This window comes from Fulvivirga imtechensis AK7 (assembly GCF_000331535.1).
Classification (GTDB): Bacteria; Bacteroidota; Bacteroidia; order Cytophagales; family Cyclobacteriaceae; genus Fulvivirga; species Fulvivirga imtechensis.
Genome location: NZ_AMZN01000064.1, coordinates 1 through 23,446, shown reverse-complemented (window position 1 = coordinate 23,446; position 23,446 = coordinate 1). Strand labels below are relative to the sequence as shown.

At 42.3% G+C, this 23,446-nt stretch carries 17 protein-coding genes; 2 read left to right on the top strand and 15 right to left on the bottom strand.

Annotated features, from left to right (window positions below; translation table 11 throughout):
* From C900_RS18325 to C900_RS18290, 8 genes are all read right to left on the bottom strand, one after another.
* Window positions 1-366, bottom strand: coding sequence for a phage holin family protein (locus tag C900_RS18325; protein ID WP_009581638.1), 366 nt, complete (start codon window positions 364-366; stop codon window positions 1-3).
* Between the two features lie 692 nt (window positions 367-1,058).
* The gene (locus C900_RS18320) at window positions 1,059-2,210 is read right to left on the bottom strand and encodes a porin (protein ID WP_009581635.1); all 1,152 of its coding nucleotides are present in this window, start codon (window positions 2,208-2,210) and stop codon (window positions 1,059-1,061) included.
* A 56-nt stretch (window positions 2,211-2,266) separates the two neighbouring features.
* Window positions 2,267-3,394, bottom strand: a complete 1,128-nt coding sequence (locus C900_RS18315; protein WP_157494071.1) for a Na/Pi symporter — start codon at window positions 3,392-3,394, stop codon at window positions 2,267-2,269.
* A 127-nt stretch (window positions 3,395-3,521) separates the two neighbouring features.
* Complete coding sequence (gene phoU, locus C900_RS18310; RefSeq protein ID WP_040497069.1) at window positions 3,522-4,202, bottom strand: phosphate signaling complex protein PhoU; 681 nt, start codon at window positions 4,200-4,202, stop codon at window positions 3,522-3,524.
* A 33-nt stretch (window positions 4,203-4,235) separates the two neighbouring features.
* Window positions 4,236-4,988 (bottom strand): phosphate ABC transporter ATP-binding protein PstB, encoded by a 753-nt coding sequence (gene pstB, locus C900_RS18305; RefSeq protein WP_009581631.1) that lies wholly within the window; start codon window positions 4,986-4,988, stop codon window positions 4,236-4,238.
* Window positions 4,989-5,006: 18 nt separating this feature from the next.
* Window positions 5,007-5,864, bottom strand: coding sequence for a phosphate ABC transporter permease PstA (gene pstA / locus C900_RS18300; RefSeq protein WP_009581630.1), 858 nt, complete (start codon window positions 5,862-5,864; stop codon window positions 5,007-5,009).
* Complete coding sequence (gene pstC / locus C900_RS18295) at window positions 5,857-6,735, bottom strand: phosphate ABC transporter permease subunit PstC (RefSeq protein WP_009581629.1); 879 nt, start codon at window positions 6,733-6,735, stop codon at window positions 5,857-5,859. The genes pstA and pstC overlap by 8 nt, the downstream gene beginning before the upstream one ends.
* Before the next feature lie 54 nt (window positions 6,736-6,789).
* Window positions 6,790-7,749, bottom strand: coding sequence for a PstS family phosphate ABC transporter substrate-binding protein (locus tag C900_RS18290; protein WP_009581628.1), 960 nt, complete (start codon window positions 7,747-7,749; stop codon window positions 6,790-6,792).
* A 308-nt stretch (window positions 7,750-8,057) separates the two neighbouring features.
* Here C900_RS18290 and C900_RS18285 point away from each other — a divergent pair, with 308 nt between their 5' ends.
* Entirely contained in the window at window positions 8,058-9,773 is a 1,716-nt protein-coding gene (locus tag C900_RS18285) for a Na/Pi cotransporter family protein (RefSeq protein ID WP_009581627.1), read from the top strand.
* Window positions 9,774-10,243: 470 nt separating this feature from the next.
* Here the strand turns inward: C900_RS18285 and C900_RS18280 are convergent, their stop codons facing one another.
* From C900_RS18280 to C900_RS28665, 7 genes are all read right to left on the bottom strand, one after another.
* Complete coding sequence (locus C900_RS18280; RefSeq protein ID WP_009581626.1) at window positions 10,244-11,434, bottom strand: M20 metallopeptidase family protein; 1,191 nt, start codon at window positions 11,432-11,434, stop codon at window positions 10,244-10,246.
* Window positions 11,434-11,943, bottom strand: a complete 510-nt coding sequence (locus tag C900_RS18275; protein WP_009581625.1) for an SPOR domain-containing protein — start codon at window positions 11,941-11,943, stop codon at window positions 11,434-11,436. The genes C900_RS18280 and C900_RS18275 overlap by 1 nt, the downstream gene beginning before the upstream one ends.
* Before the next feature lie 2 nt (window positions 11,944-11,945).
* Window positions 11,946-15,293 (bottom strand): preprotein translocase subunit SecA, encoded by a 3,348-nt coding sequence (gene secA / locus C900_RS18270; protein WP_009581624.1) that lies wholly within the window; start codon window positions 15,291-15,293, stop codon window positions 11,946-11,948.
* A gap of 70 nt (window positions 15,294-15,363) precedes the next feature.
* Window positions 15,364-16,143: a diaminopimelate epimerase gene (gene dapF / locus C900_RS18265; RefSeq protein WP_040497079.1), complete on the bottom strand. Its 780-nt coding sequence runs from the start codon at window positions 16,141-16,143 to the stop codon at window positions 15,364-15,366.
* An 86-nt stretch (window positions 16,144-16,229) separates the two neighbouring features.
* Window positions 16,230-16,484, bottom strand: coding sequence for a DUF4834 family protein (locus C900_RS18260; protein WP_009581622.1), 255 nt, complete (start codon window positions 16,482-16,484; stop codon window positions 16,230-16,232).
* A 23-nt stretch (window positions 16,485-16,507) separates the two neighbouring features.
* Window positions 16,508-19,321, bottom strand: coding sequence for a carbamoyl-phosphate synthase large subunit (gene carB, locus C900_RS18255; RefSeq protein ID WP_040497068.1), 2,814 nt, complete (start codon window positions 19,319-19,321; stop codon window positions 16,508-16,510).
* A gap of 138 nt (window positions 19,322-19,459) precedes the next feature.
* Window positions 19,460-22,798 (bottom strand): T9SS type A sorting domain-containing protein, encoded by a 3,339-nt coding sequence (locus C900_RS28665; RefSeq protein WP_009581620.1) that lies wholly within the window; start codon window positions 22,796-22,798, stop codon window positions 19,460-19,462.
* Window positions 22,799-22,884: 86 nt separating this feature from the next.
* On the opposite strand from C900_RS28665, the gene C900_RS28660 reads away from it, so the two are divergent.
* The gene (locus C900_RS28660; RefSeq protein ID WP_009581619.1) at window positions 22,885-23,340 is read left to right on the top strand and encodes a DUF6438 domain-containing protein; all 456 of its coding nucleotides are present in this window, start codon (window positions 22,885-22,887) and stop codon (window positions 23,338-23,340) included.
* Window positions 23,341-23,446: the final 106 nt, after the last annotated feature.

The following is a 23,446-nucleotide window of genomic DNA, read 5'->3' as shown; positions in this document are numbered from 1 at the left end:
TTACTTGTCAATCTTTAACCAGTCTATTAACAATTTCTCAAAAAGCTGCCGCAAACCAATAGTATCTCGGAGCAGGAACAGTATGAAAAATATTAACAAATAAGAACCTGAAATGATTAAAAACCCATAAAAAAGGCTATTTAGGATTGATCCGAGGTAGTACCCGAGCGCCAAATTAAGAAACAGGAAAAAAAAGAAGAAAACAGATGCCAGAAGGAGCCATACCATTATTTTCGATATGGTTTGCGCCAGTTCTTCTCTTATCTGTATTTTATAGATCTCAATTTTCGATTCTATAAACGCAGTCAAATGATCAAACAGACTATCCAGTTTCAGGAAATTAAAAAAACCTTTTTTTTCACTCACAATTTTGCTTGGTTATCTATTACCAAAATAAACAAAATTGCGCGACTACTCAAAAGGTCATAATAATTAACGTGAGCTCGATATAAAATGCTCGGTCATGCTATCCCGAAAGCTTTAACCCGAATTATGCAATAGAAATCTATTCCGCGACAAAACTGACTGTAATCTAAGCATCCCGTCATTCGCCGGGACAGTCATTACTCAAATTTTGCTACTCACCGTAGCGATGCTATGCCTCCGTTGCAAAATTCTACGTGAGCACTTATCTCACAGCCATTTTTATCGCTCATCACGAAGTCTATTGCATAATTCAGGTTTAATAGTATGCATTTGGCAAAAAAAGTCATGAGCAGTGAGTCGTGAGTATTGAGTAACGCCAATACGAACTACAAAATGAGATACTCTGGCCTCAATACTCATATCTCTATCTAATTTAGAGGTCATCCTGAGGTAGCCAACAACTTTGAGTTGATTTTGAGGATAATGACATTATACCACAGAAATCACAAACCACCATGTCATCCTGGAATTGACGGTAGTGGGCAATTGAATAATCATCTGACTATCAGTATGTAATGAAAGCTTGTCATTGGTACCGAAGGAGGGCCTCATGCTTCCCTGAGGCAAGTTCTGTTTTCTGATAGGTATACCTTTAATCGGCTCTATTATATCGACTCACGTTAAGTTATAAATTAAAATGCCAATTCCACCTGGAATCGAAAACTCAACTTATCATCGGAAAACTGATTGTCTGTATGGGTTAAGTCACTCTGTATTTTTAGGCTATGATCCACAATATACTTAGAAACACCTATTGTCAGTTCAGTAAATTCTTCATTACCGGTGATCTCTTCCGGGGTAATTGAAGTGTACCTGGCAGCTATTTCAAAGTTATTCTTAAAAAGATACCCCGACTGCACATTTAAACCCTTGCCTGTGTAAAATACTCCATCAGCAACTACCGGAGAACCATCCGTCCATTTATCAGCGTATTCAAACATGGTAGAAAATCCTTTGTATTTAAACATGCCATCAATAAATATGGTCTTCAGGTCCTTATGTTGATCCAGGAATTCTCCAGTGAATCCTTCCTCACGGGGTGCATTATTATTTTGATCATAGGTAACACCTATTGACAGCTTTGGAGTTTTTTCTCTTTTTAGGTCAGACCCAAAGTAATCGCCCTTTCCTGCGAAATCTCCAAATGGCAGGATCTCTATTCGCCCTGTATACTCGTAACCTCCTACATTCGATATGGTAAGGTTTCTGCCTTCACCCATAGATATTGAACCGATTTCCATTAGAACAGCATTGCCTATTTTATGCATGTGATGCAACTGCATGCCAACTCCACGGTCAATGTTGTATTGACCATTTACTGCACTGCGGTCAACAAATTGAAGGTTTTGAGATGAAATTACCCGTTCTCTATTACCAGGAAGCTTTGTTTGACCAAACCATACCTCCCAGCCCGGGGCAAAATTATACTTAACCACGGCATCAAGCACTATGTTAGCAGCCATACCCGACTCCGGGCTAATATTACCATTGTCATTGTTACTTACTGCCAGCTCCAGTTTATACTCCACCCTTGGGTCATAAGCCCACCCGTCAAACTTCAGACGAGATCTGCGGATCATCATTTTATCCGACCATTCATCGGTTTCGAGATTTAATCGCCCGGCATATAGCGTCTGAAAGCGAGCGCCAAATTTCAAATAGAATGATGAATCCTGGGCCAGCACTCTAATACCTTTTCCGAAAGTACTGGAAGTTTTGTCCTGGGCCATAATGCTCAAAGGACATAAAATAAATGCAATGAGAACATATTTTAACTTGTTCATTTGTTGTATGGATTTGTATGTGTATGGGTCAAAAAAAATTACTACGTCATTGATCTCTATGGATTAAATCCTTTAGTGAAGTATATCAGTAAAAATGGGACCAGGAAAAAGAGTAGCAGTATGTAAACTACAACCAGAAACCTGTATTTGCTCACCAGGAGAGCAAACCGGTCTGCCATAATTATCAGGATGCTTCGCAGCCCAGGAAAGGGCAGGAATATTAATACCCCTATTAGGTTGAATATCAGGTGTACTAATGCAATATTCACGGCAGTATATGATTTAAAGAGCACTGCAATGAAGGCGGTAATTGTGGTGCCTACATTGGCTCCTATTATAAATGGGGTTACTTTTCTTAAGCTGATCTTATCTGCTGCTACAAAGGGTAACACTACCGAAGTGATGACCGAACTGGATTGTACGCAAGAGGTTACCAGTGTTCCCCATAAAAATGATTTACCCGTATTGTTGAAAATATATTCCTGGAGTTTTTCCTGGGAATCTCCAATGAGCATATTGGAGATGATGCTGGCAATAATTTTTATAGCGGCAAAAAGTATTATAAATGAGAAAATAAGATTGATGATGGGATTACTTACTAATCCGGTATACAAGCCGGTTAATGGAGAAATATCTAAAAACTTGATCGATAATGTTCCTACACCGTTCTGAACTCCATCATCAGTGATCAGCACCGAAATATTCTGCGATACGGATGAAAGTAAGCCATAGTTCAACTCTAATGGAAAAAGAATAAGCACCACCAAAATATTGAAGAAGTCGTGGACGACACCTGCTGACAAGGCCTTTCTAAATTCTTCTCTGTTGGCAATATAGCCCAATGAAACAATTGTGCTGGTAATAGTAGTCCCTATATTGGCGCCCATGATCATTGGTGTAGCATCTACGAAACTTATCGATCCGGAGGCAACGGCAGTGATAATCATGGTCGTGGAGGTGGAACTACTTTGAATAAGAGCAGTGATCAGTAGTCCGATAAAAAGGCCAATGAAAGGGTTCGATGCCGCCAGAATGATAGATTCAACGGTATTCCTGCTCAGATGCTTAAATGAATCGCTCATCAGATCCAGAGCGAACAAAAACATCACAATGGATAGTGCCACTGAGCCTATCCGGATAACTGTTGACCGATTAACGAGCATTATTTCAGGGATGAAATTCATCAAGCTAAAAATAGCCTTTCTAAACAAGCTGCAAAGCTATAATCTAGAATTGTGAAAACACTTCATCTTATGTTAAGGAATAGTTAAATTGTTAACATAGCATTAACATTGGGTTAATACCGGACTACTACTTCTTCTTCTTTTTCTTCTGATCCTTTTTATGTTTCAATACCTTGGCTTCAATATGGAAGATAAGCTCTTCACCCAGGTTCTTTGTCAAATCTCCAACGCGCTCAAGTTTTCGGACAATTGAAAACAACTTTAAGATAAGTTTGATCTTGTTAGGATATTTCTGGATCAGTTCAGCAGCAATTTTAGAAGCATTTTTATTGTTCTCGTTCAGGAAGTCATCCTTTTTGAAGATTTTTCTGGCCAGCTTAGTGTCTTCATTTTCCATGGCTTCTTCCATGTCCTTCAGCATAGAGATAGCCACATCGAACATCATGTTGAGCTTAAATTTCTCAATCATATCGTCTTCAGCCTTTTCCATGATATCAAACAGGAAGTTGGCAATGCCTTCTGCATTGTCACCGATCCGTTCGAGGTCATTGCTAATTTTAAAAGCCGCCAGTACAAAACGAAGGTCAGTAGCTACGGGGTTGTATAGTGCAAGTATATTTTCACATCGCTTGTCTATGGAAAGCTCCAGTGAATTCACACGTTTTTCAAGGGAAATTACTTCTTTTGCCAAATCAGCATCTGCATCAAAGGTAGCGGCCTTACATTTTTCCAATTGAGAGGTCACCAACTCTAACATTTCAAGAAGGCTATTTTTTAGTAGGTCTAGTTCTGGTTCTAAGTGTGCCATATTTATGGGTTTATATTAGCTGTTCCGGCTTGTTTATCCAAACCTTCCGGTAATATAATTTTCTGTACGCTCATGTTTAGGGTGAGTGAACAGATCTTTGGTTTTACCATATTCTATCAGTTCACCCATATAGAAAAATGCTGTTTTATCGCTGACCCTTGCCGCCTGTTGCATATTATGAGTAACTATCACTATAGTATAGTTCTCTTTTAGTTCAGAGATCAGCTCTTCAATTTTGGCGGTTGATATCGGATCAAGTGCAGAGGCAGGTTCATCCATCAAAATAGTTGTGGGTTCCACTGCCAGGGTTCTGGCTATGCATAATCTCTGCTGCTGACCACCTGAGAGAGATAAGGCAGATTTATGCAACTGATCTTTCACCTCCGCCCATAGCGCTGATTTCATCAAAGACTTTTCTACAGCCTCTTCCAGGATCTTTTTATTTTTGACGCCTTGTATTTTTAAGCCGTATGCCACGTTTTCAAAAATAGTTTTAGGGAATGGGTTGGGCTTTTGAAATACCATTCCTACCTTTTGCCGCAACTCTTCAACCCTTACCTTTTTGTCATATATATCCTCTCCTTCTATAAAGATGTCTCCTTCTTTCCGGAAACCTTCTATGTAGTCATTCATACGGTTGAGGCAACGTAAGAAGGTAGATTTACCACAACCCGAAGGGCCAATAAAAGCAGTAACGGTATTGGCTTTCATAGTTAAAGAGATATCCTTTAACACATGATTTTCACCGTAATATGCATTTACATTTTTTGTTTCAATGTGTTTCATATCTGTATGCTGTAAACTTTACCAGTTTACTTTTTTCTGCCATTTGTTGCGTAGGTAAATGGCTATTCCATTCATCACAAAAGTAATTAATAACAAAATAATGATCGCTGCTGCGGCATTCACTATAAAACCATGCTGGGGCCGTGATACCCAGTTAAAGATCTGCATGGGTAATACTGTGAACTCATCCATCGGTGTTCTTGCTACAAAGGGCACATATGCCAGGGCGCCTATCACAATGAGTGGAGCAGTTTCCCCTACCGCTCTTGACAGGGCCAGGATAATGCCGGTAAGAATACCCCCTGATGCAGCCGGAAGTGTTTGATACCATATAGTTTGCCATTTGGTGGCTCCCATACCAAAAGATGCCTCTCGCAAGGATTTTGGTACTGCTTTCAATGCTTCTCGCGTAGCCACAATAATAATAGGCAGGATCAAAAGCGCCAGTGTAAATGCTCCTGCTAACAGACTGCCACCAAAATTTAAGGTTCTAACAAATATCTCCAGCCCAAGCAGGCCATAAATAATGGATGGCACCCCGGCAAGGTTGGCAATATTGACTTCTATAATTGATGCCAGGCGGTTCTTTTTTCCATATTCTTCCAAATATATTCCGGCAGCAACACCCAGTGGTATAGAGATCAGGGCCGTAAGGCCAAGTATCCAGGCTGTACCTGTCCAGGCTGTAAGGATACCCGCCTTTGATGCTCTTCGGGAGGGAAGACTGGTCAGAAAACCCCAGTCTATTCTGCCCACACCCTCTATCAATATCTGGATAATGAATATGGCAAGTACTATTAGGCCAAAGAAAGTACAGAAGATGGCGAAGTACTTAAATCCGGAATCGATGAGCCTGTTTTTTAACGTGTTATTCATACTTTTCCTGGTATTTTTTCTTTATCCAAAAACTGATGTTATTGAGCACGAAAGTGAGAACAAACAATGTTATACCTGCGGCAAAAATTGTTTTATACTCGATAGAGCCATGCTGTACATCACCAAGACTTACCTGTACGATATAGGCAGTTATGGTCATTACAGCCTCGCGAGGGTCAGCGGTTAGGTTGGGTTGCTGGCCTGCTGCGATGGCTACGATCATTGTTTCGCCTATTGCTCTGGCGATAGCCAGTATTATCGACACAATAATACCTGATGATGCGGCAGGGACAGCTACTTTAAAAGCGGTTTGAAATCTTGTTGCCCCCATTCCGTATGAAGCTTCCCTCAGCGACTTGGGCAGTGCATAAAGCGCATCTTCACTCAAAGAGGATATCATGGGTATGATCATAATGCCCATAACAATACCTGCAGAAAGCGCATTGAAGCTTCCCAGGTCAGGGATAAAACTCTGTAAAAATGGTGTAACCACTGTCAATGCGAAAAAACCGTACACCACCGTGGGTACTGCCGCTAAAATTTCGAGTGCCGGTTTAATACTTTTTCTGAAGGATTTCGGAGCATATTCACTTAGGTATACAGCTATTGAAATACCAATAGGCAGGGCTGTTAAAATAGCAATAGCAGTAACCAGGAAGGTGCCACTGAGCAGTGGTAGAATACCATAATGCTTCTGTGTAAATAAAGGAGTCCATTGGGTGTCTGTCAGAAAATCCCAGACGGAAACTACCTGGAAAAAACTGAAAGATTCCGACACCAGAACCCATATAATTCCAACAGAGGTAAGAATAGTAATGAGGCCACTTGTTGATAAAGCGACCTCAATAATTTTTTCTCCGGTTCTTTTCAAAATAACTTAAATAAAGTGCCGGACCCCGAGAGCCTGGCACAAAGCTGATAATTATTATTTTCCTCTGTTTGTAAAGCTTTCAAACTCAGAGATCTCTTTTTGATACTCTTCCTTTGGCAGTGGAATATAGCCAACATCCTGAACCAGTTCTGCGGCATTAGCAAGGTAGAAGTTTACAAAAGCTTCAACCGCCGGTCTTTTAAGAGCTACATCGCTTACATAAATAAATATAGGCCTGGATAACGGAGAGTATTCTCCGCTCTTTACTGTTTCCAGGGTTGGAAGCACAGGCTCTCCTTCATTTTTTACCGGTATAAGTTTCAGGCTATTCTGGTTCTCTTCGTAATATGCCAGTCCAAAAAAGCCGATAGCATTTTTGTCTCCAATTATTCCTTGTACCAATACATTATCATCTTCGCTGGCTGTATAGTCACCCCGGCTGGATCCACTTTCGCCTACAACAGCTTCAGTAAAATAATCATAGGTACCGGAAGCCACACCAGGACCATACAGGCTGAATTCTTCATCAGGCCATTCAGGGCGTATCTGGCTCCATTTGGTAATGGTTTCCTGGGCTGCAGGTTCCCATATTTTTTTCAATTCTTCTACAGTGAAGTGATCTACCCAATCATTTTTAGGATTAATAACAATGGCCAGGCCATCATAAGCAACGGTAAGCTCAACATAATTAATATTATTTTGCCGGCAGGCCTCTGCTTCTTTGTCCTTTATAGGCCTGGAAGCATCATTAATATCCGTTTCTCCCCGGCTGAATTTCTTAAATCCGCCTCCTGTACCTGATACCCCAACAGTAACTCTTACATTTGGTTGTTCTGATCTGAATTCCTCAGCTATTGCTTCGGTGATCGGATAAACTGTGCTGGACCCGTCAATTTTAACTTCGCCCTTAATTTTAGTAGTATCTCTTTCAGAAGTTGAATCTTTTGATCCGCAAGAAGCGATAATGATGCTTGTTGCTAAAAGAGCTAGTGTCAAATTTGCCTTTAATGTCATGCTATTTAGTTTTAAATCGGATGCAAAATTACCCTGAACGCACGTTGGTCATTGACAATTTATATTAAGTTAATGTTAAGTTTATGTTAATTTCGCGTTGTAAAAATTTCCTTTCTGTTAATAAATTCAATTATTTTGTCGATGCTTATTGCCGGAACACTACTGCCTTAACCAGTTTAACACCGTCAATACCAAATTGTTAAATATTGACCCTGAATATGATATATATCATTACTTCTAAAAAGAGGCCTCATTCGGGCGAAATAAAACATTTCTAAACGATAAACTAATCCTTAGAATTTAATAAAATGGAATTTACCTTAATAGATTTTCTAACGCTCATTGGTTCTCTTGGATTTTTTATCTACGGAATGAAAGTAATGAGCGAAGGGATACAAAAGGTGGCTGGAGGCAAAATGCGACAGATACTTCGTGCTATGACCTCTAATCGCTTTATGGGAGTGCTGACCGGATTTTTATTAACCACACTGGTGCAATCATCATCAGCTACCACTGTAATGGTGGTGAGTTTTGTCAATGCCGGACTACTCTCGCTGATAGAATCCGTGGGAGTAATTATGGGAGCCAACATAGGTACCACCATTACCGCGTGGATTATATCGATCGTAGGATTTAAAGTGAAGATCGCGGCTGTTGCCCTCCCGCTGATAGCATTTGGTTTTCCATTGCTATTCTCTTCAAAAAACAGGATCAAGTCGTGGGGAGAGGTGATCATTGGGTTTGCCTTGCTGTTTATGGGGCTAGAAGCTCTTAAAGAGTCAGTACCTGATCTGAAATCCAACCCCGAGGTGCTTGAGTTTTTAAGCAGATACACAGATGCGGGTTTCCTTTCCACCTTATTGTTTATTGCAATAGGTAGCATCCTTACAGTTGTAGTCCAATCGTCCAGCGCAAGTATGGCATTGACTCTTGTAATGGCGAACCAAGGCTGGATCTCATTTGACCTGGCAGCGGCCATGGTGCTGGGAGAAAATATAGGTACTACGATCACAGCCAACATTGCTGCTATTGTGGGTAATATCCATGCCAAGCGGGCGGCACGAGCACATTTTATTTTTAATGTTTTCGGAGTGCTCTGGATGTTATTGGCTTTCCCTTTGTTCCTGAAGGGAATAGACGCCTTTATGACCATCAATTATGAAGTGTCTCCTTTAAGTAATCCGGAGGCTGTACCCATAGCGCTTTCCATTTTTCATACCACTTTTAACATTATAAATGTGCTGCTTTTGGTGTGGTTCGTTCGCCAAATTGCTGCGGTGGTGACCAGGTACGTCAAATCTATGGGTGAAGATGAGGAATTCAGGCTTGAATATATTAGCACACCCATAATGGCTACACCGGAAATATCACTTGAAGAAGCTCGAAAGGAGATAGCGAAGTTCGCAGACCTTGCAGCTCGTATGTCGGGGTTTGTGCAGGCCCTCATTGTGAAAAAGAAGGTGAAAGCACGAACTAAGCTAATGAAGCGTATTAAAAAATATGAGGAGATAACAGACCGGGTGGAACTTGAAATTGCGGATTATTTATCCAAAGTTTCCACTTCAAATCTAAGCAATGAATCTTCTCTCAGGTTGCGGGGAATGCTGGCTATTACCAATGATCTGGAAAGAATTGGGGATTTGTTCTTTCAGATGTCACTGGCTGTTCAGCGTAAAAATGAGAGTGACGCCTGGTTTTCAGAGAAGCAGGTTAAAAATCTGCTTGAAATGTTTGAATTAATTGATGAAGCATTCAATGTTATGATCATCAACCTGAATAAAGACTACTCAGAAGTAAGCCTTAATGCTGCCGTAGAAAGGGAGATCGCTATTAATACCAAGCGTGATAAGCTGAGAAAGAAACATTTGAAGAACATCGAAAAAGGTAACTATGATATCATGAGTGGTATCATATATTCAGACCTCTATAATCTTTTGGAGAGGGTAGGTGATCATATCATCAATGTTTCAGAGGCTATTACAGGGGAACTGGCCAAAGACGAGGAGGATCTGGTTTCGGCATAGAATTCACTGTTCGCAATTTGCAGTTCTCAGTTCACTGTTCTGAGTTTAGAATTCATTGTGGTTCACGGGTTTCTTCAAACTTCAGAAGTCTCCCATTTTTGCCATTTTTTGAGGTTTCAACTCTGGTTTTCATCCCGATGTTTCAATATGTTTCAAATCGGGACGAAACAATCCCGCAGAAGCCTATGTCGGTAAAGAAAAAGACGCCACAGGCAAGGGCCCGTTTTCCTCTCTAAATGCTATTTCCCGCGCTTAAAGCCGCTTCCGCACGTGCCTCAAGCGGGCCACGCTGCCCGTGGACATCCGCCCTCCTAACTCAAAGCCAATTTTCAAGGGAGCACTTGGCATTGTTCTGGAATAGGACTGTAACCGAGAGCTGAAAACTGTGAACTCAGAACTGTGAACTCAGAACTGTGAACTCAGAACTGTGAACTCAGAACTCAGAACTCAGAACTCAGAACTCAGAACCGCTATCTGTTCAGTTCGTTCACGGCTATCCATGCCATCATGCCGGCACCTATTTCGAGGGCTTCCTCATCGATGTTAAAGGTAGGTGTGTGTACGTAGGATGTAATACCTTTGGCCTCATTGCGGGTGCCCAGGCGATAGAAGCAGGCAGGTATTTCATGAGTATAATAGGCAAAGTCCTCAGCTCCCATCCATACGTCAAGGTCAACCACATTTTCTTTACCGACATAGGCTTCCGCGGCACTTCGTGTTTTCCCTGTTAGCGCAGGGTCGTTTTCCAAAAACGGATATCCTTTGGAAATATCCACTTCGCACATGCCTCCCATAGAGGCAGCAATGCCTTCAGCCATTTTTTTGATCCTTTTGAGCGCCTCGGCACGCCATTCTTCATTCATAGCTCTGAAAGTACCGGCTACATACACTTCTTCGGGGATGATATTGGTAGCCCCGTTTGCTATTACTTTACCAAATGAAAGCACAGTTGGTGTTTTTGGGCTTGCATTTCTGCTTATAATCTGTTGTAAGGCTACAATAATATGAGAGGTGATCAATACCGGGTCTATGGTCAATTCGGGGATTGCTCCATGTCCGCCTTTGCCTTTTACAGTCAGGTATATTTCATCACAACTCGCCATATACATGCCAGGCTTAAATCCGACTTTTCCGGCAGGAATAAGGGGCATTACATGTTGGCCAAAGATACATTGTGGTGCAGGATTTTTTAATACTCCTTCTTTGATCATCAAAGAGGCCCCACCAGGATTTTTTTCCTCTCCGGGCTGGAAGATAAGCTTTACCGAACCTTCAAACTGATCTTTTAATTCGTTAAGTATTTTGGCCGCCCCCAGCAGCGATGCGGTATGAGCATCATGACCACAGGCATGCATGACACCTTCATTTTTTGATTTGTAATCAACGTCATTGGCTTCTATAATTGGCAGGGCATCCATGTCGGCACGCAGCGCCAGCACTTTTTTTGTTGGATTTTTTCCTTCTATAAGGGCTGTTAAGCCGGTTTTGGCTACTCCTTCAGTGGGCTGCAGTCCGATGGCCTTTAATTGAGAGGCTACATATTTAGCCGTGTTGTATTCTTCATACGACAGTTCGGGATACGAATGGATGTGTCTCCTAATGTTGATCACTTCATTCGCATTTCTTTTTGCCAGCTTTTTTATTTGTTGCTTGATGGACATTATTGTATGTAGATCCTTTCAGGAATGATGATGGCTTTGGGGAACTCACCTTTTAATTTAGCATAGGTTTTTTGAGCTTCAATTCTTGAGTAGAATTTACCTACTTTTACTTTAAAGTTGGGTTCATCAAATTTCAATACCGGGTCAGCCTCTGGTATCAGGCTAAATATTTTACCCCTGGTTATGCGAGCTTGTTCACTGTTGGTGCCAGAATACACCTGAATAGTAAAGCCATCGATATATCTTACATCTTTCTTTAATACATCAATACTATCCAGAATGGCGTTCAGTTCGCGGGTTACATGGTATTTAGGGGTGATGCTGCTATAGTCCTCTTCCTCACCTGCCGATATAGTGTCTTTCAGCGCCTCCGGATTTTCGTATTCGGGGCGTAGTACAGACAGGTCCTCTTTATACCTCTCCATGTCAGAAGAGGTAGGAGTAGTGGTACTGCTACACCCGAATATGATCCATGAGCCAACAAGACAATATATCAGGGGTTTTACCATATCTATTCTTCTACTAAAACACACTTGTTATTTCTTATATCTTCTTCCACTTTTTTGAATTTTACATCCTTCAGCACTTTTCCATCCATATACTGTACCGTTACTTTATCATTACGACCTACTATCTTTTCAGATTTAAGAGGCATGGTTTTTTCTGCTGGTGGTCTATTGGCCTGAGTAGGGGCGCCTCCTCCGCTAAGTAATGATCTCGACTCATCTTTTTGCTCTTTCAACTTCTGCCTTCTGTGAGAGCGAGCCTCCTGAACCTGTTCGGGCTCCTGCACCGGCAAGTCCGCCTTCAGCAGGAATGAAATAGTGTCTTCATTTACTTTGGCAATGAACCTTTTAAACAGTTCAAAGCCTTCGAATTTGTATATCAAAAGCGGGTCCTTCTGCTCGTATACCGCATTTTGTACACTTTGCTTCAGGTCATCCATCTCACGGAGGTGATCTTTCCAGAGCTGATCAATAATGGCCAGGGTAACCATTTTTTCCATAGCTTTTATAAGCTCAGTATTCTGTGTGGCAACACATCTCTTCAGGTTAGCTGCTACGCCAATTTGTCTTTTACCATCAGTGAATGGCACAAGAATGTTTTCAATAGTGGCGCCCCTGGTTTCGTTAATGTTACTAATAATAGGGAAGGCTTTTTCTGCTATACCTTTGTTCTTCCTTTTGTAGAATTCATAGGCTTCGTGATACAACTTTTCAGAAAGCTCCTGCTGAGGTATTGTAGCAAAATTTTCTTTTGATATCTGGAAATCAATTCCCAATACGCCCAGTACAGTGAGTTTAAAGCTTTCATAGTTGTCAGCGCCTTTGGTGTTTATTACTATATCTTCGCAGGTATCAAAAAGCATGTTCATGATATCCAGTTGCAATCGTTCTCCAAACAACGCATTCTTTCTACGGGTATAGATGACTTCACGCTGAGAGTTCATTACATCGTCATACTCCAATAGCCTTTTTCTGATGCCGAAGTTGTTTTCTTCCACTTTTTTCTGAGCGCGCTCGATAGATTTGGTAACCATAGAGTGGGATATCACTTCTCCCTCCTGTAGTCCCAGCCTGTCCATGATCTTGGCGATCCGTTCAGGCATAAACATCCTCATCAGGTTATCCTCCAGGGAAACGAAGAATTGCGAAGAACCAGGGTCTCCCTGACGTCCGGAACGTCCTCTAAGCTGTCTGTCCACCCTTCTGGATTCATGTCGTTCCGTACCAACTATAGCAAGACCTCCCGCAGCTTTTGACTCGGGAGCAAGCTTAATATCCGTACCACGACCTGCCATGTTGGTGGCGATGGTTACTGTACCGGGTTTTCCTGCTTCTGCTACTACTTCCGCCTCTCTTTGGTGCTGCTTGGCATTGAGAACCTGGTGCTTGATCTTTCGCATTGTAAGCATTCGGCTCAGAAGCTCTGATATTTCCACGGAAGTGGTACCTACAAGTACCGGTCTACCCTTCTCTGTCAGGCCAACCACTTCATCCACCACAGCATTGAATTTTTCCCTAACGGTTTTATACACCATGTCCTGTCTGTCGGCACGAGCTATTGGCTTATTGGTAGGTATTACCACAACATCCAGTTTGTATATTTCCCAGAATTCGCCCGCTTCAGTTTCTGCAGTACCTGTCATACCGGCCAACTTGTGGTACATCCTGAAATAATTTTGCAATGTAATTGTGGCATATGTCTGAGTAGCATCTTCCACTTTTACATTTTCTTTCGCTTCAATAGCCTGATGCAAACCATCGGAGTACCTTCGGCCCTCCATCACACGGCCTGTCTGCTCATCTACGATCTTCACTTTGCCTTCAACAATGATATATTCCGTATCTTTTTCAAAAAGTGTGTAAGCTTTCAGGAGCTGGTTAACGGAATGGATCCTTTGAGATTTTACTGAATAATCTTTAATGATCTCATCTTTTCTTTTCAGTTTCTCTTCATCCGGCATGTCTTCATTTTTCTCCAACTGGGCTATCTCAGTGCCGATATCGGGCATAATGAAGAAGTTAGGGTCTTCACCCTCGCCTGTGATCAGGTCAATACCTTTCTCGGTGAGTTCTATACTGTTATGTTTTTCATCAATAGTGAAATAAAGTGGATCGTCCGCCTCCGGCATCATTTTCTGATTGTCCTGCAGGTAAAAGTTTTCTGTTTTCTGCAGAATTTGTCTCATACCGGATTCACTCAGATATTTGATCAGGGGCTTGTGTTTAGGAAGGCCTCTGTAGGTTCTGAATAAAGACAGACCACCATCTTTTTCATTCCCTTCGGCTATCTGTTTTTTGGCTTCTACCAAAAATTGTGATATCAGCTTCTTTTGAGCTTCCACCAATTTAGCAATACGAGGTTTCAGGTCATAAAACTCATGTTCATCACCCCTCGGTATGGGGCCGGAGATGATCAATGGGGTTCTGGCTTCATCTATTAATACCGAGTCTACCTCATCGACCATGGCATAATGATGCTTACTCTGCACGAGTTCTTCAGGGTCGCGTGACATATTGTCTCTCAGGTAGTCAAAGCCGAATTCATTGTTGGTGCCATAAGTAATATCCGCATGGTAGGCCTTTCTTCGGGCATCGGAATTGGGCTCGTGTTTGTCAATACAGTCCACCCTCATGCCGTGGAATTCAAACATAGGGGCCATCCATTCGCTATCTCTTTTAGCCAGGTAGTCGTTAACCGTTACAATATGTACACCTCTTCTGGCCAATGCATTAAGGAAGGCTGGCAATGTTGCCACCAGTGTTTTACCTTCACCGGTGGCCATCTCAGCTATTTTCCCCTGGTGTAGTACAATACCTCCGATAAGCTGTACATCATAGTGCAGCATATCCCAGGTTATTTCATTGCCGGCAGCCATCCACTTGTTATGCCAGATAGCCTTTTCACCTTTTATCTCTACGTTGGATTTCTCGGCTGCCATGGTTTTGTCATGCATAGTGGCAGTTACTTCCAACTGACCATTTTCCTTATATCTTCTGGCAGTCTCTTTTACAATGGCAAAAGCAGTGGGGAGCACATCCATTAATACCTTTTCCAGGTCTTTATTCCTATCTTCCTCGAGTTTGTCGATCTGAGCAAAAATTTCTTCTTTTTCGTGTATATCCAGATCAGGGTTATCCTCTATCTTCTGGTGCAGGGCGCTGATCTGATCATCTATAGATTTGAGGGACTCATTTATTATATTCTGTACTTCTGTGGTTTTATCCCTGAGGTTATCATCACTTATATCTTTTAACTGAGCAAATTCCTGGTTGATCTTCTCAACTATCGGCATCACCAACTTGATGTCCTTTTCAGACTTTGTGCCGAATATTTTCGCAATAAATTTTAACATAATCGCTCCTTTTTCTATTCTCTTTCAACACCTAAAGTTACAGTGTTTTAATTAAATCTTTATCAATTGGTTAGTTCAATTCAATAGTGCCTTCAAAAACCTTTTCAGCGGGTCCTGTGAGGTAAATGTCGGAGTAGTTGTCGTTCGAAATTTGTGTATACTCAACGGTAAGTGTACCGCCTTGAGTATTTACCGTTACCGGACTATTTAGCCCCTTGTGGCTCGAAGCTATTGCTGCAGCCGTCACTCCCGTACCACACGACAGGGTTTCATTTTCCACTCCCCGTTCGTAAGTCCTTACAAATATCTCGGAATCACCTGTTATCTGGACAAAATTTACATTTACACCTGCCTCTTTGAACAGGCCACCGTTCCTTATGGCCTTACCCTCATCATATACGCGATAGTTCTGCACATTGATTACGTATTTGATCAGGTGTGGTGACCCCGTATCAATAAACATACCATCGGCCATTAACCTGACATTTTGTACGTCTCCCATTTTTAGCCTGACCTGGCCATCGGGCAAAATATCAGCCTGATGCTCACCATCAAATGCCAAAAAACGTGTTGATCCCTGAAAAATGCCAAGGAAGCTTGCAAAATTAACAGCACAACGGCTGCCATTGCCACATAGGCTCTGACTACCATCAGGATTATAAAATACCATTTCAAAATCAGAATCCGGATGATCCTGGATCAATATCAAACCGTCTGACCCTATACCGAACTTTCTGTCGCACAGCTTTTGAATCTGAGGTTGGTCCAGTTGCAGCTTCAATGTTCTGTTATCGATCAGTATAAAGTCATTACCAGTGGCCTGGTATTTATAAAATTTCAGATTGACCATATCTATATAAATAAGAAACCCCGCTTCGGTATAAATAAGATCCAAATATCCGAAACGGGGTCCAAAATAATAATTTTGTCGAAGAATTAATCTATTTCCTCATACTCAACATATTCTCCACCTTTAAATTCTTTCGAGGTTCCTTTGGATTTTCCATTAGGCACATAATCTATATTTACATTTCCATCAGTACTTCTTCCCGACTGGTATTGCTGGTTTTGATAACTTCTTTGTCCCGATCTGTCGGCAGCAGAGCCTCCTAAAAGAACTCTGAAAAAAAGCCCCAGGACCTTAAATGCCAGAAATCCGATAAGAAATACTATGATAAAAAACTTCAGCATACTTTTCCTTTTAACTATTATACCTATTTACTCAGATATAAGTTTCGTTCAGAGTAAATTTTCATGAAATAGTCATCCATCAGATCATCTATGAAGTAGATAGACTCCCCTGTCGATTTCATTTCCGGGCCAAGCTCTTTATTTACATTGGGGAACTTGTCGAAAGAGAAAACGGGCTCTTTGATGGCGTAACCATGCTTCTTAGGATTGAAAGTAAAGTCTTTCACTTTTTTCTCCCCTAACATTACTTTAACGGCATAATTCACATATGGTTCATCATACGCTTTGCATATAAATGGAACTGTACGTGACGCTCTCGGATTTGCCTCTATGATGTAAACCTTATCATCCTTTACAGCAAATTGTATATTGATCAACCCTACAGTATTCAATGCGAGGGCGATCTTTTTCGTATAAGCCTCAATCTGCCTGATCACGAAATCTCCAAGGTTATACGGAGGAAGCACTGCGTATGAGTCTCCACTATGGATACCGGCCGGCTCGATATGCTGCATGATACCGATGATGTGGACATCTTCACCATCGCAAATGGCGTCAGCTTCAGCCTCAATGGCTCCATCGAGGAAGTGGTCAAGCAATACTTTGTTTCCCGGGATCGTCTTGAGAATATCTATAATGTGCGACTCCAGTTCTTTTTCGTTGATCACGATCTTCATGCTCTGACCGCCTAATACATAAGATGGTCTCACTAAAAGCGGGAACCCTATTTCTTTTGATAGTTCGATTGCTGTCTCTGCGTCTTCAGCTACACCAAATTCAGGGTAAGGAATGTCATTTTCCTTCAGGATATTGGAGAAGCTTCCACGATCTTCTGCCAGGTCCAGGGATTTAAAGTTTGTTCCCAGTATTTTTATACCATATTTTTCCAGCTTTTCAGCCAGTTTCAGGGCCGTTTGTCCTCCTAACTGTACAATGACACCCTCAGGTTTCTCATGCTGAATGATATCGTAGATATGTTCCCAGAACACCGGTTCGAAATAAAGTTTGTCAGCCACATCAAAATCAGTGGAAACTGTTTCCGGGTTGCAGTTGATCATGATGGTTTCGTAACCACATTCTTTTGCAGCCAGTATGCCATGCACACAGGAATAATCAAATTCGATACCCTGGCCGATCCTGTTGGGACCTGAGCCCAGTACTATTATTTTCTTTTTGTTTGTTACCACCGACTCATTTTCCTGGTCGAAAGTAGAGTAGTAGTAAGGAGTTTTGGCTTCAAACTCGGCAGCACAGGTATCTACCAGTTTGTATACCCTGTTGATGCCTGATTCCGTTCTTTTTTTATGTACTTCACTCTCCCAGCAATCCAGCAGGTGGCCCAGTTGCCTGTCGGCATACCCTTTTTCTTTTGCAGTTTTCAACAGGTCGGTGGGAATGGTCTCTATATCGTATTTTGATATCTCATTCTCCAACAGGATCAGTTCCTCGATTTGGTTCAGGAACCACTTGTCGATCTTAGTGAGGTTTTGGATGGTTTTAAAAGGGATCCCCAGTTTAAACGCATCATAGATATGGAAAAGCCTGTTCCAGCTTGGGTGCTCCAGGCTGTCGAGGATCTCCTGCTGTTTTGTCAGCTCTTTGCCGTCAGCCCCTAGGCCATTCCTCTTAATTTCCAATGATTGGCAAGCTTTCTGGAGCGCTTCCTGAAAGTTGCGGCCAATACCCATTACTTCACCTACCGATTTCATTTGAAGCCCAAGCCTTCTGTCCGAACCCTGGAATTTGTCAAAATTCCATCTCGGTATCTTTACAATCACATAATCGAGGGCAGGTTCGAAGTAGGCGCTGGTAGTGCCGGTAATAGCATTCTTCAGCTCATCAAGGTTGTAGCCGATAGCCAGTTTTGCAGCTATTTTGGCAATAGGATACCCTGTAGCTTTTGATGCAAGCGCTGATGAACGTGATACCCGTGGGTTAATCTCAATGCCTACAATATCATCATCTTCCGGGTTTACAGCAAACTGCACATTACATCCACCGGCAAACATGCCTATGCCGTTCATCATTTTGATGGCCAGATCACGCATTCTTTGGTATACTGTATCGGGCAGCGTCATGGCGGGAGCCACCGTGATGGAGTCACCGGTATGCACTCCCATTGGATCGAAGTTTTCGATGGAGCAAATGATGATGATGTTGCCTAAGTTGTCACGCAGGAGCTCCAACTCATATTCTTTCCACCCTAATATGCTTTGTTCGATCAGTACCTCATGTATCGGAGAGGTGTGCAATCCGTGTGTTAATGCTTTTTCAAATTCTTCTGCCGAGTTTACGAAACCACCCCCCGATCCACCCAGCGTAAATGATGGCCTGATCACCAGCGGAAAGCCTATTTCCTGTGCTATTTCTTTACCCTGAAGAAAAGAGGTAGCCGTTTCACCTTTACATACATGAACGCCAAGCTCGTTCATTTTCAAACGGAATTTTTCCCTGTCCTCGGTGGTCTCAATGGCATTGATGTCAACACCGATGATCTTCACACCATAATGATCCCAGATACCAGCCTTTTCACAATCAATCGCCAGGTTTAATGCTGTTTGCCCACCCATGGTAGGAAGTACTGCATCAATATTGTGTCTGTCGAGGATATATCTTATCGATTGTTTGGTGAGGGGCTTTAGGTAAATGTGATCCGCAGTGACCTTATCAGTCATGATTGTTGCGGGATTAGAATTGATGAGTATCACCTCTATCCCTTCTTCTCTTAATGAACGTGACGCCTGGGAACCTGAATAGTCAAACTCACATGCTTGACCGATAACAATAGGACCGCTTCCGATGATTAGAACTGACCTGATACTTCTATCTCTTGGCATTAATAGTGGTTGTGTAGGGTTTAAATTATTGACTTTAGCATAAATTGGCACAAAGTTATATGAAAATGGGGAGAATCAAAATGTAAAAAAGGATGCGCCTGAAGCAGGGCATCCTTTTCTTTTAAAAAGTGGTTTTTTTTAGCGTGAGCGCATTATTTTTTTAGTTATTACTTGTCCGTCAATTACAGCTTGCACCGCATACAAACCATTGGGAATATGATTGAGGGGTACTGTTTGTACTGTTTCCGGCGAAACATTGGTGAAAGTCTTTTGATAAACCACCTGGCCACCCGGGCTTATAATGCGAAGGTCAAGTGCTCTTACAATATTATTTGTGTTTAACTTAAGATGCAGCAGGTCTGTTGCATTGGGATTAGGATATGCTTCCAGGCTTCGGACTGCTATATTGTCTTCTACGCCCGTGATATTATCATTCTGGATCTCCAGGTTATCAATAGCCCAGCCCCAGGCGTTAACCTCACTGTTTGATGATAGCCTGAACCTGATCAGCACGTTGTCTCCGGCAGTAAAATCTCCTGAAGATGTCAGGTTGATAATACGATATCTGTACAGGTCGTCACTGCCATTGCTGCCTGCATTATATGCTGTAATCCATTCATTGCGGTTTATAGCTTTCGAGTCATAACCTTCCAGGAAAGGCGCCCAGGTAGTACCTCCGTCTTTGGACCCTTCCACTACCACATAGTCTTGTGTTGCTGAAGTAGAGGGTTGTACCAACACTACTTCATCAAAAGCCATTAGCGGTTTTTCTGAACTGATGATTACCGGTTTTTTGAAAGTGTAGGTATAGCTGCTGGTATTGCCTTCGCCAAACCCAACAGGATAGGGGTGCGCTGAATGAATGGCTCCATCAGCAAAACCCGAAGGAGTGGCAATAGAGAAAAAGTTGCCGACAAAATCGTCAGAGCTCGCATGGAAATTGTTGGAATAAGTGGCAATAGCATTGCCGAATTCAATGTAAGGAACTTCAAAAAAGCTATCTGCAGAAGGCAGGTACGCTACATTTGGCTCGGGAGTGTTATTGTCAAAAGCAACAATCCTGTATTCCAGCACATCTCCAACCTCCATGCCTGCTACGTTGATCAAAACGGTGTAGCTATTGCTGACATTGGGTTCCAGGCTTATCAGTTCTTGTTCCACTCCATTGACTCGTGTTACAATGGCCACACTGTCTACGGCTCTGTTATCTGTAATGGTTGACTCTAATTTGATCTCCGAGCTGGTCAGGGTGTAATCCAGGTGATCGTGCCGAATAACCGGGGGCTTGGTGTCTACCTGTATGTCCAGGTTGTCTATAGCCCATCCCCAGCCATGAGCTGCGGCATCGGCAAATAACCTGAATCGGATAAGCACTTCATCTCCCGGTGAGAAGTGGCCATTTTCGAGCATATCAATTTCACGGGGCCTGTATAACGCTGCTGTTCCTTCTGCCTCCGAATTATCACCTGAGATGTTGCCGTTATAGGTCGCCAGCCAGTCGGAATTGGCACGACTGTCGTAGCCTGGCGCAAATTCTTTCCAGGTTTGGCCCCCATCAATGGTCCCTTCTACAATTACGTAGTCCCAGAAGTTAGAGGCACCGAAGGAGCTTCCCGACTCTCCGGGCTCAACGAGTACCACTTCGTCAAAAGTTATGGTAGCATCTGATTCTGCAATGATTATCGGTACCCTCATTTCCATCACATAGTTGCTTTCCCGGTTAGGCCCTGCACCATCCTCATATGGGTGGTCTGAATGAATGGCCGGGTTGTTAAATCCGCTGGGTGTAGTTATTGAAAAATTGGAGGTTTGGAAGAAATCATCAGTAGCGCTGTTGAAGTTATTGGTATACTTATCCACTGCAGGAGCGATACCAACTACATCAAGTTTGTACAGCCCTGAGGCAGGCATGGTGGCGGAATTATTAGCAGCCGAAGCGTCTGTCGCAATAATAGAATATCGTATGGAATCGCCTTCAAGCAGGTTGTAGGGGGTTATATCTATTACAGCGCGATACAGGCTATCTGTTTCTGGTTCGGTTAATTGCATATCAGCAACCAGTGGAGTCTGATCGTTAATAATATATTCAACGGTTACATCCTGAAGTGCGGAAAAATCTTTGATAACTGCCTCTAACACCAGCTTCGTTGCGGACTCCCTGACATAAGGGGGAGGCGTATGTGTAATTTCGGGAGCCTCTGTATCCACATCCGTGGTGAAAAAAAAGAAAGTCTCGGCTGCCCCACCGGGCTTGGTGAAAGACCTTCCTTCGATATCGTTTGCTTTTATAAAATAGGCATAGGTTTGAGATGCTACATTTGCAGACGTGATGTTGGCGGAGTATACCCCTTCGGTTTCAGTCATGTCAACAATTGTGGTATCATTTTCAAACCCGCTAAGTGAGTAGTATAGCTTCACCGTACCGGGTTCCACGCCTACATCGCTGGTGACAGTGGCAGTGACCTCATACGAGGGACCGGCAATATTCTCGGTGTTGGTGAGCCGGGAATGGTCGATATAGGTAAATTCCCATCCCATGTCGGCCAGCATGTCCAGCGTTATTGGCCCGGGATCATGCATTACTTCATCCATACCGATCTGCGGTGTCATCAGCGAGTTGGCGTTCCCGGCCGGATAAGTGCTTTCATTCAAATGAGCAATACTGGAGCCGGCATTCCAGGTAGTGGGAGCATAAAGCCGCGGGCGCGAACCATTATTTAAGGTCGCTGTAGGTGAATTGAAATATATATTGTTGCTGATCAACTGGTTGCCAAGGTTTTCGGAGTTGTTTGAGAAATCCTTGAATACTATCTGGTCATCAATGTTCTCTACATATGTATCATAGATCATTGGAATAGAAAAAGTGGTTAGCCCGAATGATCCTGTACCATTGTCAAAATCAAAGGTATCCACAAACCCAAGACCATGCCCTATTTCATGGAGTACGACAGATACCAGGTCATACTGGTTAGCGCCAGGATTGCCATCCGTACCCAGATACCAGTTGGTGGTGCTATTGAACCTGGCCACTATATCTGTGGAATCGTTGAGGGTTTTTCCAGCCATTTTTTCGGCAAGGGCCGCTGGATAAAATGTGTTTAATTTTTGGGCGCCATCAAAATTAGCATGCACAGAAGCCCAACCTGCAGAACCCAAAACACCGGATTCCAACTGCGACCAGTTGGCTTCTATATGTATTACCACCGGTGATTGTAAAGTAGAAGCCCAAATATCTACGGCATACTGAAAAGCTGCTTTTGCGTCTTCGGTGAAGCCATTATAGTTAACTTTAAAAGTCGCATTGGCCTGTGTACGCGCCCCAGGGGCAATTTTAGGAAGGATCCTTGTATGTTCACTTACCTCTTTAGCGTAGCAAACTATTTTTCCTGAAGGGGTAATAGTATTTGTTTTTTGGGCGCTGGCTTGAAATATAGTAAAAGAGGAAATTACAAAAGCAGAAAGTAAAAAGTTCTTCATAAACACATACGATTTGATATAAATATTACCTTTACATAAAAGGTAAACCCCTTTAAGTTAGTCATTATTCCTCAAAAATGTACGATATGATCATAAGAATAGTTGCTTTACTTGGCATTGCACTGATAGCTTGTAAATCGTCACAAACTAATAATATTCAGGAGGAAGCGCTGATCAGTATGGAAAAAACCAGATGCATGGGTGCTTGTCCTGTTTATAAGATCGAGATATATAAGAATGGAAAGGTGGTGTTGGATGCGGAAGAAAACCTTACATTAAAAGGTAAGTATGAGGCACAATTGTCAGACGATGATGTAAGTGGGTTTATAGTAGCCTTTGAAGAGCGAGATTTTTTTGGCTTTGAAGACTCTTATAAGAGCAATGTAACAGACCTCCCTACTACTTATATTTCATTTAATTATGAAGGAAGATCAAAGAGGATCATGGACTACTACAATGCTCCTGAGGAACTTAAAGAACTGGAGAAAAAAGTTGCTGATCTAATTGATGATCTTGAATGGAGAAAGGTGAAGGGTAACTAGTACTACTTTGTCACATTCAACTAATTAGTAATCAGCGATTTAAATTAAAAAAATATACTTTTTAATTGGTGAAACTCTAAAAGATTCGGTATCTTGAAGGAAAGAT

What these genes read in the sequence shown, in the direction of transcription:
- C900_RS18315 (WP_157494071.1), bottom strand. Translation starts at nt 3,394, where the DNA reads ATGAATTTCATCCCTGAAATAATGCTCGTTAATCGGTCAACAGTTATC.
- C900_RS18280 (WP_009581626.1), bottom strand. Translation starts at nt 11,434, where the DNA reads ATGTCCATCAAGCAACAAATAAAAAAGCTGGCAAAAAGAAATGCGAAT.
- C900_RS28665 (WP_009581620.1), bottom strand. Translation starts at nt 22,798, where the DNA reads ATGAAGAACTTTTTACTTTCTGCTTTTGTAATTTCCTCTTTTACTATA.
- C900_RS18290 (WP_009581628.1), bottom strand. Translation starts at nt 7,749, where the DNA reads ATGACATTAAAGGCAAATTTGACACTAGCTCTTTTAGCAACAAGCATC.
- C900_RS18275 (WP_009581625.1), bottom strand. Translation starts at nt 11,943, where the DNA reads ATGGTAAAACCCCTGATATATTGTCTTGTTGGCTCATGGATCATATTC.
- phoU (WP_040497069.1), bottom strand. Translation starts at nt 4,202, where the DNA reads ATGGCACACTTAGAACCAGAACTAGACCTACTAAAAAATAGCCTTCTT.
- C900_RS18320 (WP_009581635.1), bottom strand. Translation starts at nt 2,210, where the DNA reads ATGAACAAGTTAAAATATGTTCTCATTGCATTTATTTTATGTCCTTTG.
- pstB (WP_009581631.1), bottom strand. Translation starts at nt 4,988, where the DNA reads ATGAAACACATTGAAACAAAAAATGTAAATGCATATTACGGTGAAAAT.
- C900_RS18260 (WP_009581622.1), bottom strand. Translation starts at nt 16,484, where the DNA reads ATGCTGAAGTTTTTTATCATAGTATTTCTTATCGGATTTCTGGCATTT.
- carB (WP_040497068.1), bottom strand. Translation starts at nt 19,321, where the DNA reads ATGCCAAGAGATAGAAGTATCAGGTCAGTTCTAATCATCGGAAGCGGT.
- secA (WP_009581624.1), bottom strand. Translation starts at nt 15,293, where the DNA reads ATGTTAAAATTTATTGCGAAAATATTCGGCACAAAGTCTGAAAAGGAC.
- pstA (WP_009581630.1), bottom strand. Translation starts at nt 5,864, where the DNA reads ATGAATAACACGTTAAAAAACAGGCTCATCGATTCCGGATTTAAGTAC.
- dapF (WP_040497079.1), bottom strand. Translation starts at nt 16,143, where the DNA reads ATGGTCAATCTGAAATTTTATAAATACCAGGCCACTGGTAATGACTTT.
- C900_RS18285 (WP_009581627.1), top strand. Translation starts at nt 8,058, where the DNA reads ATGGAATTTACCTTAATAGATTTTCTAACGCTCATTGGTTCTCTTGGA.
- C900_RS28660 (WP_009581619.1), top strand. Translation starts at nt 22,885, where the DNA reads ATGATCATAAGAATAGTTGCTTTACTTGGCATTGCACTGATAGCTTGT.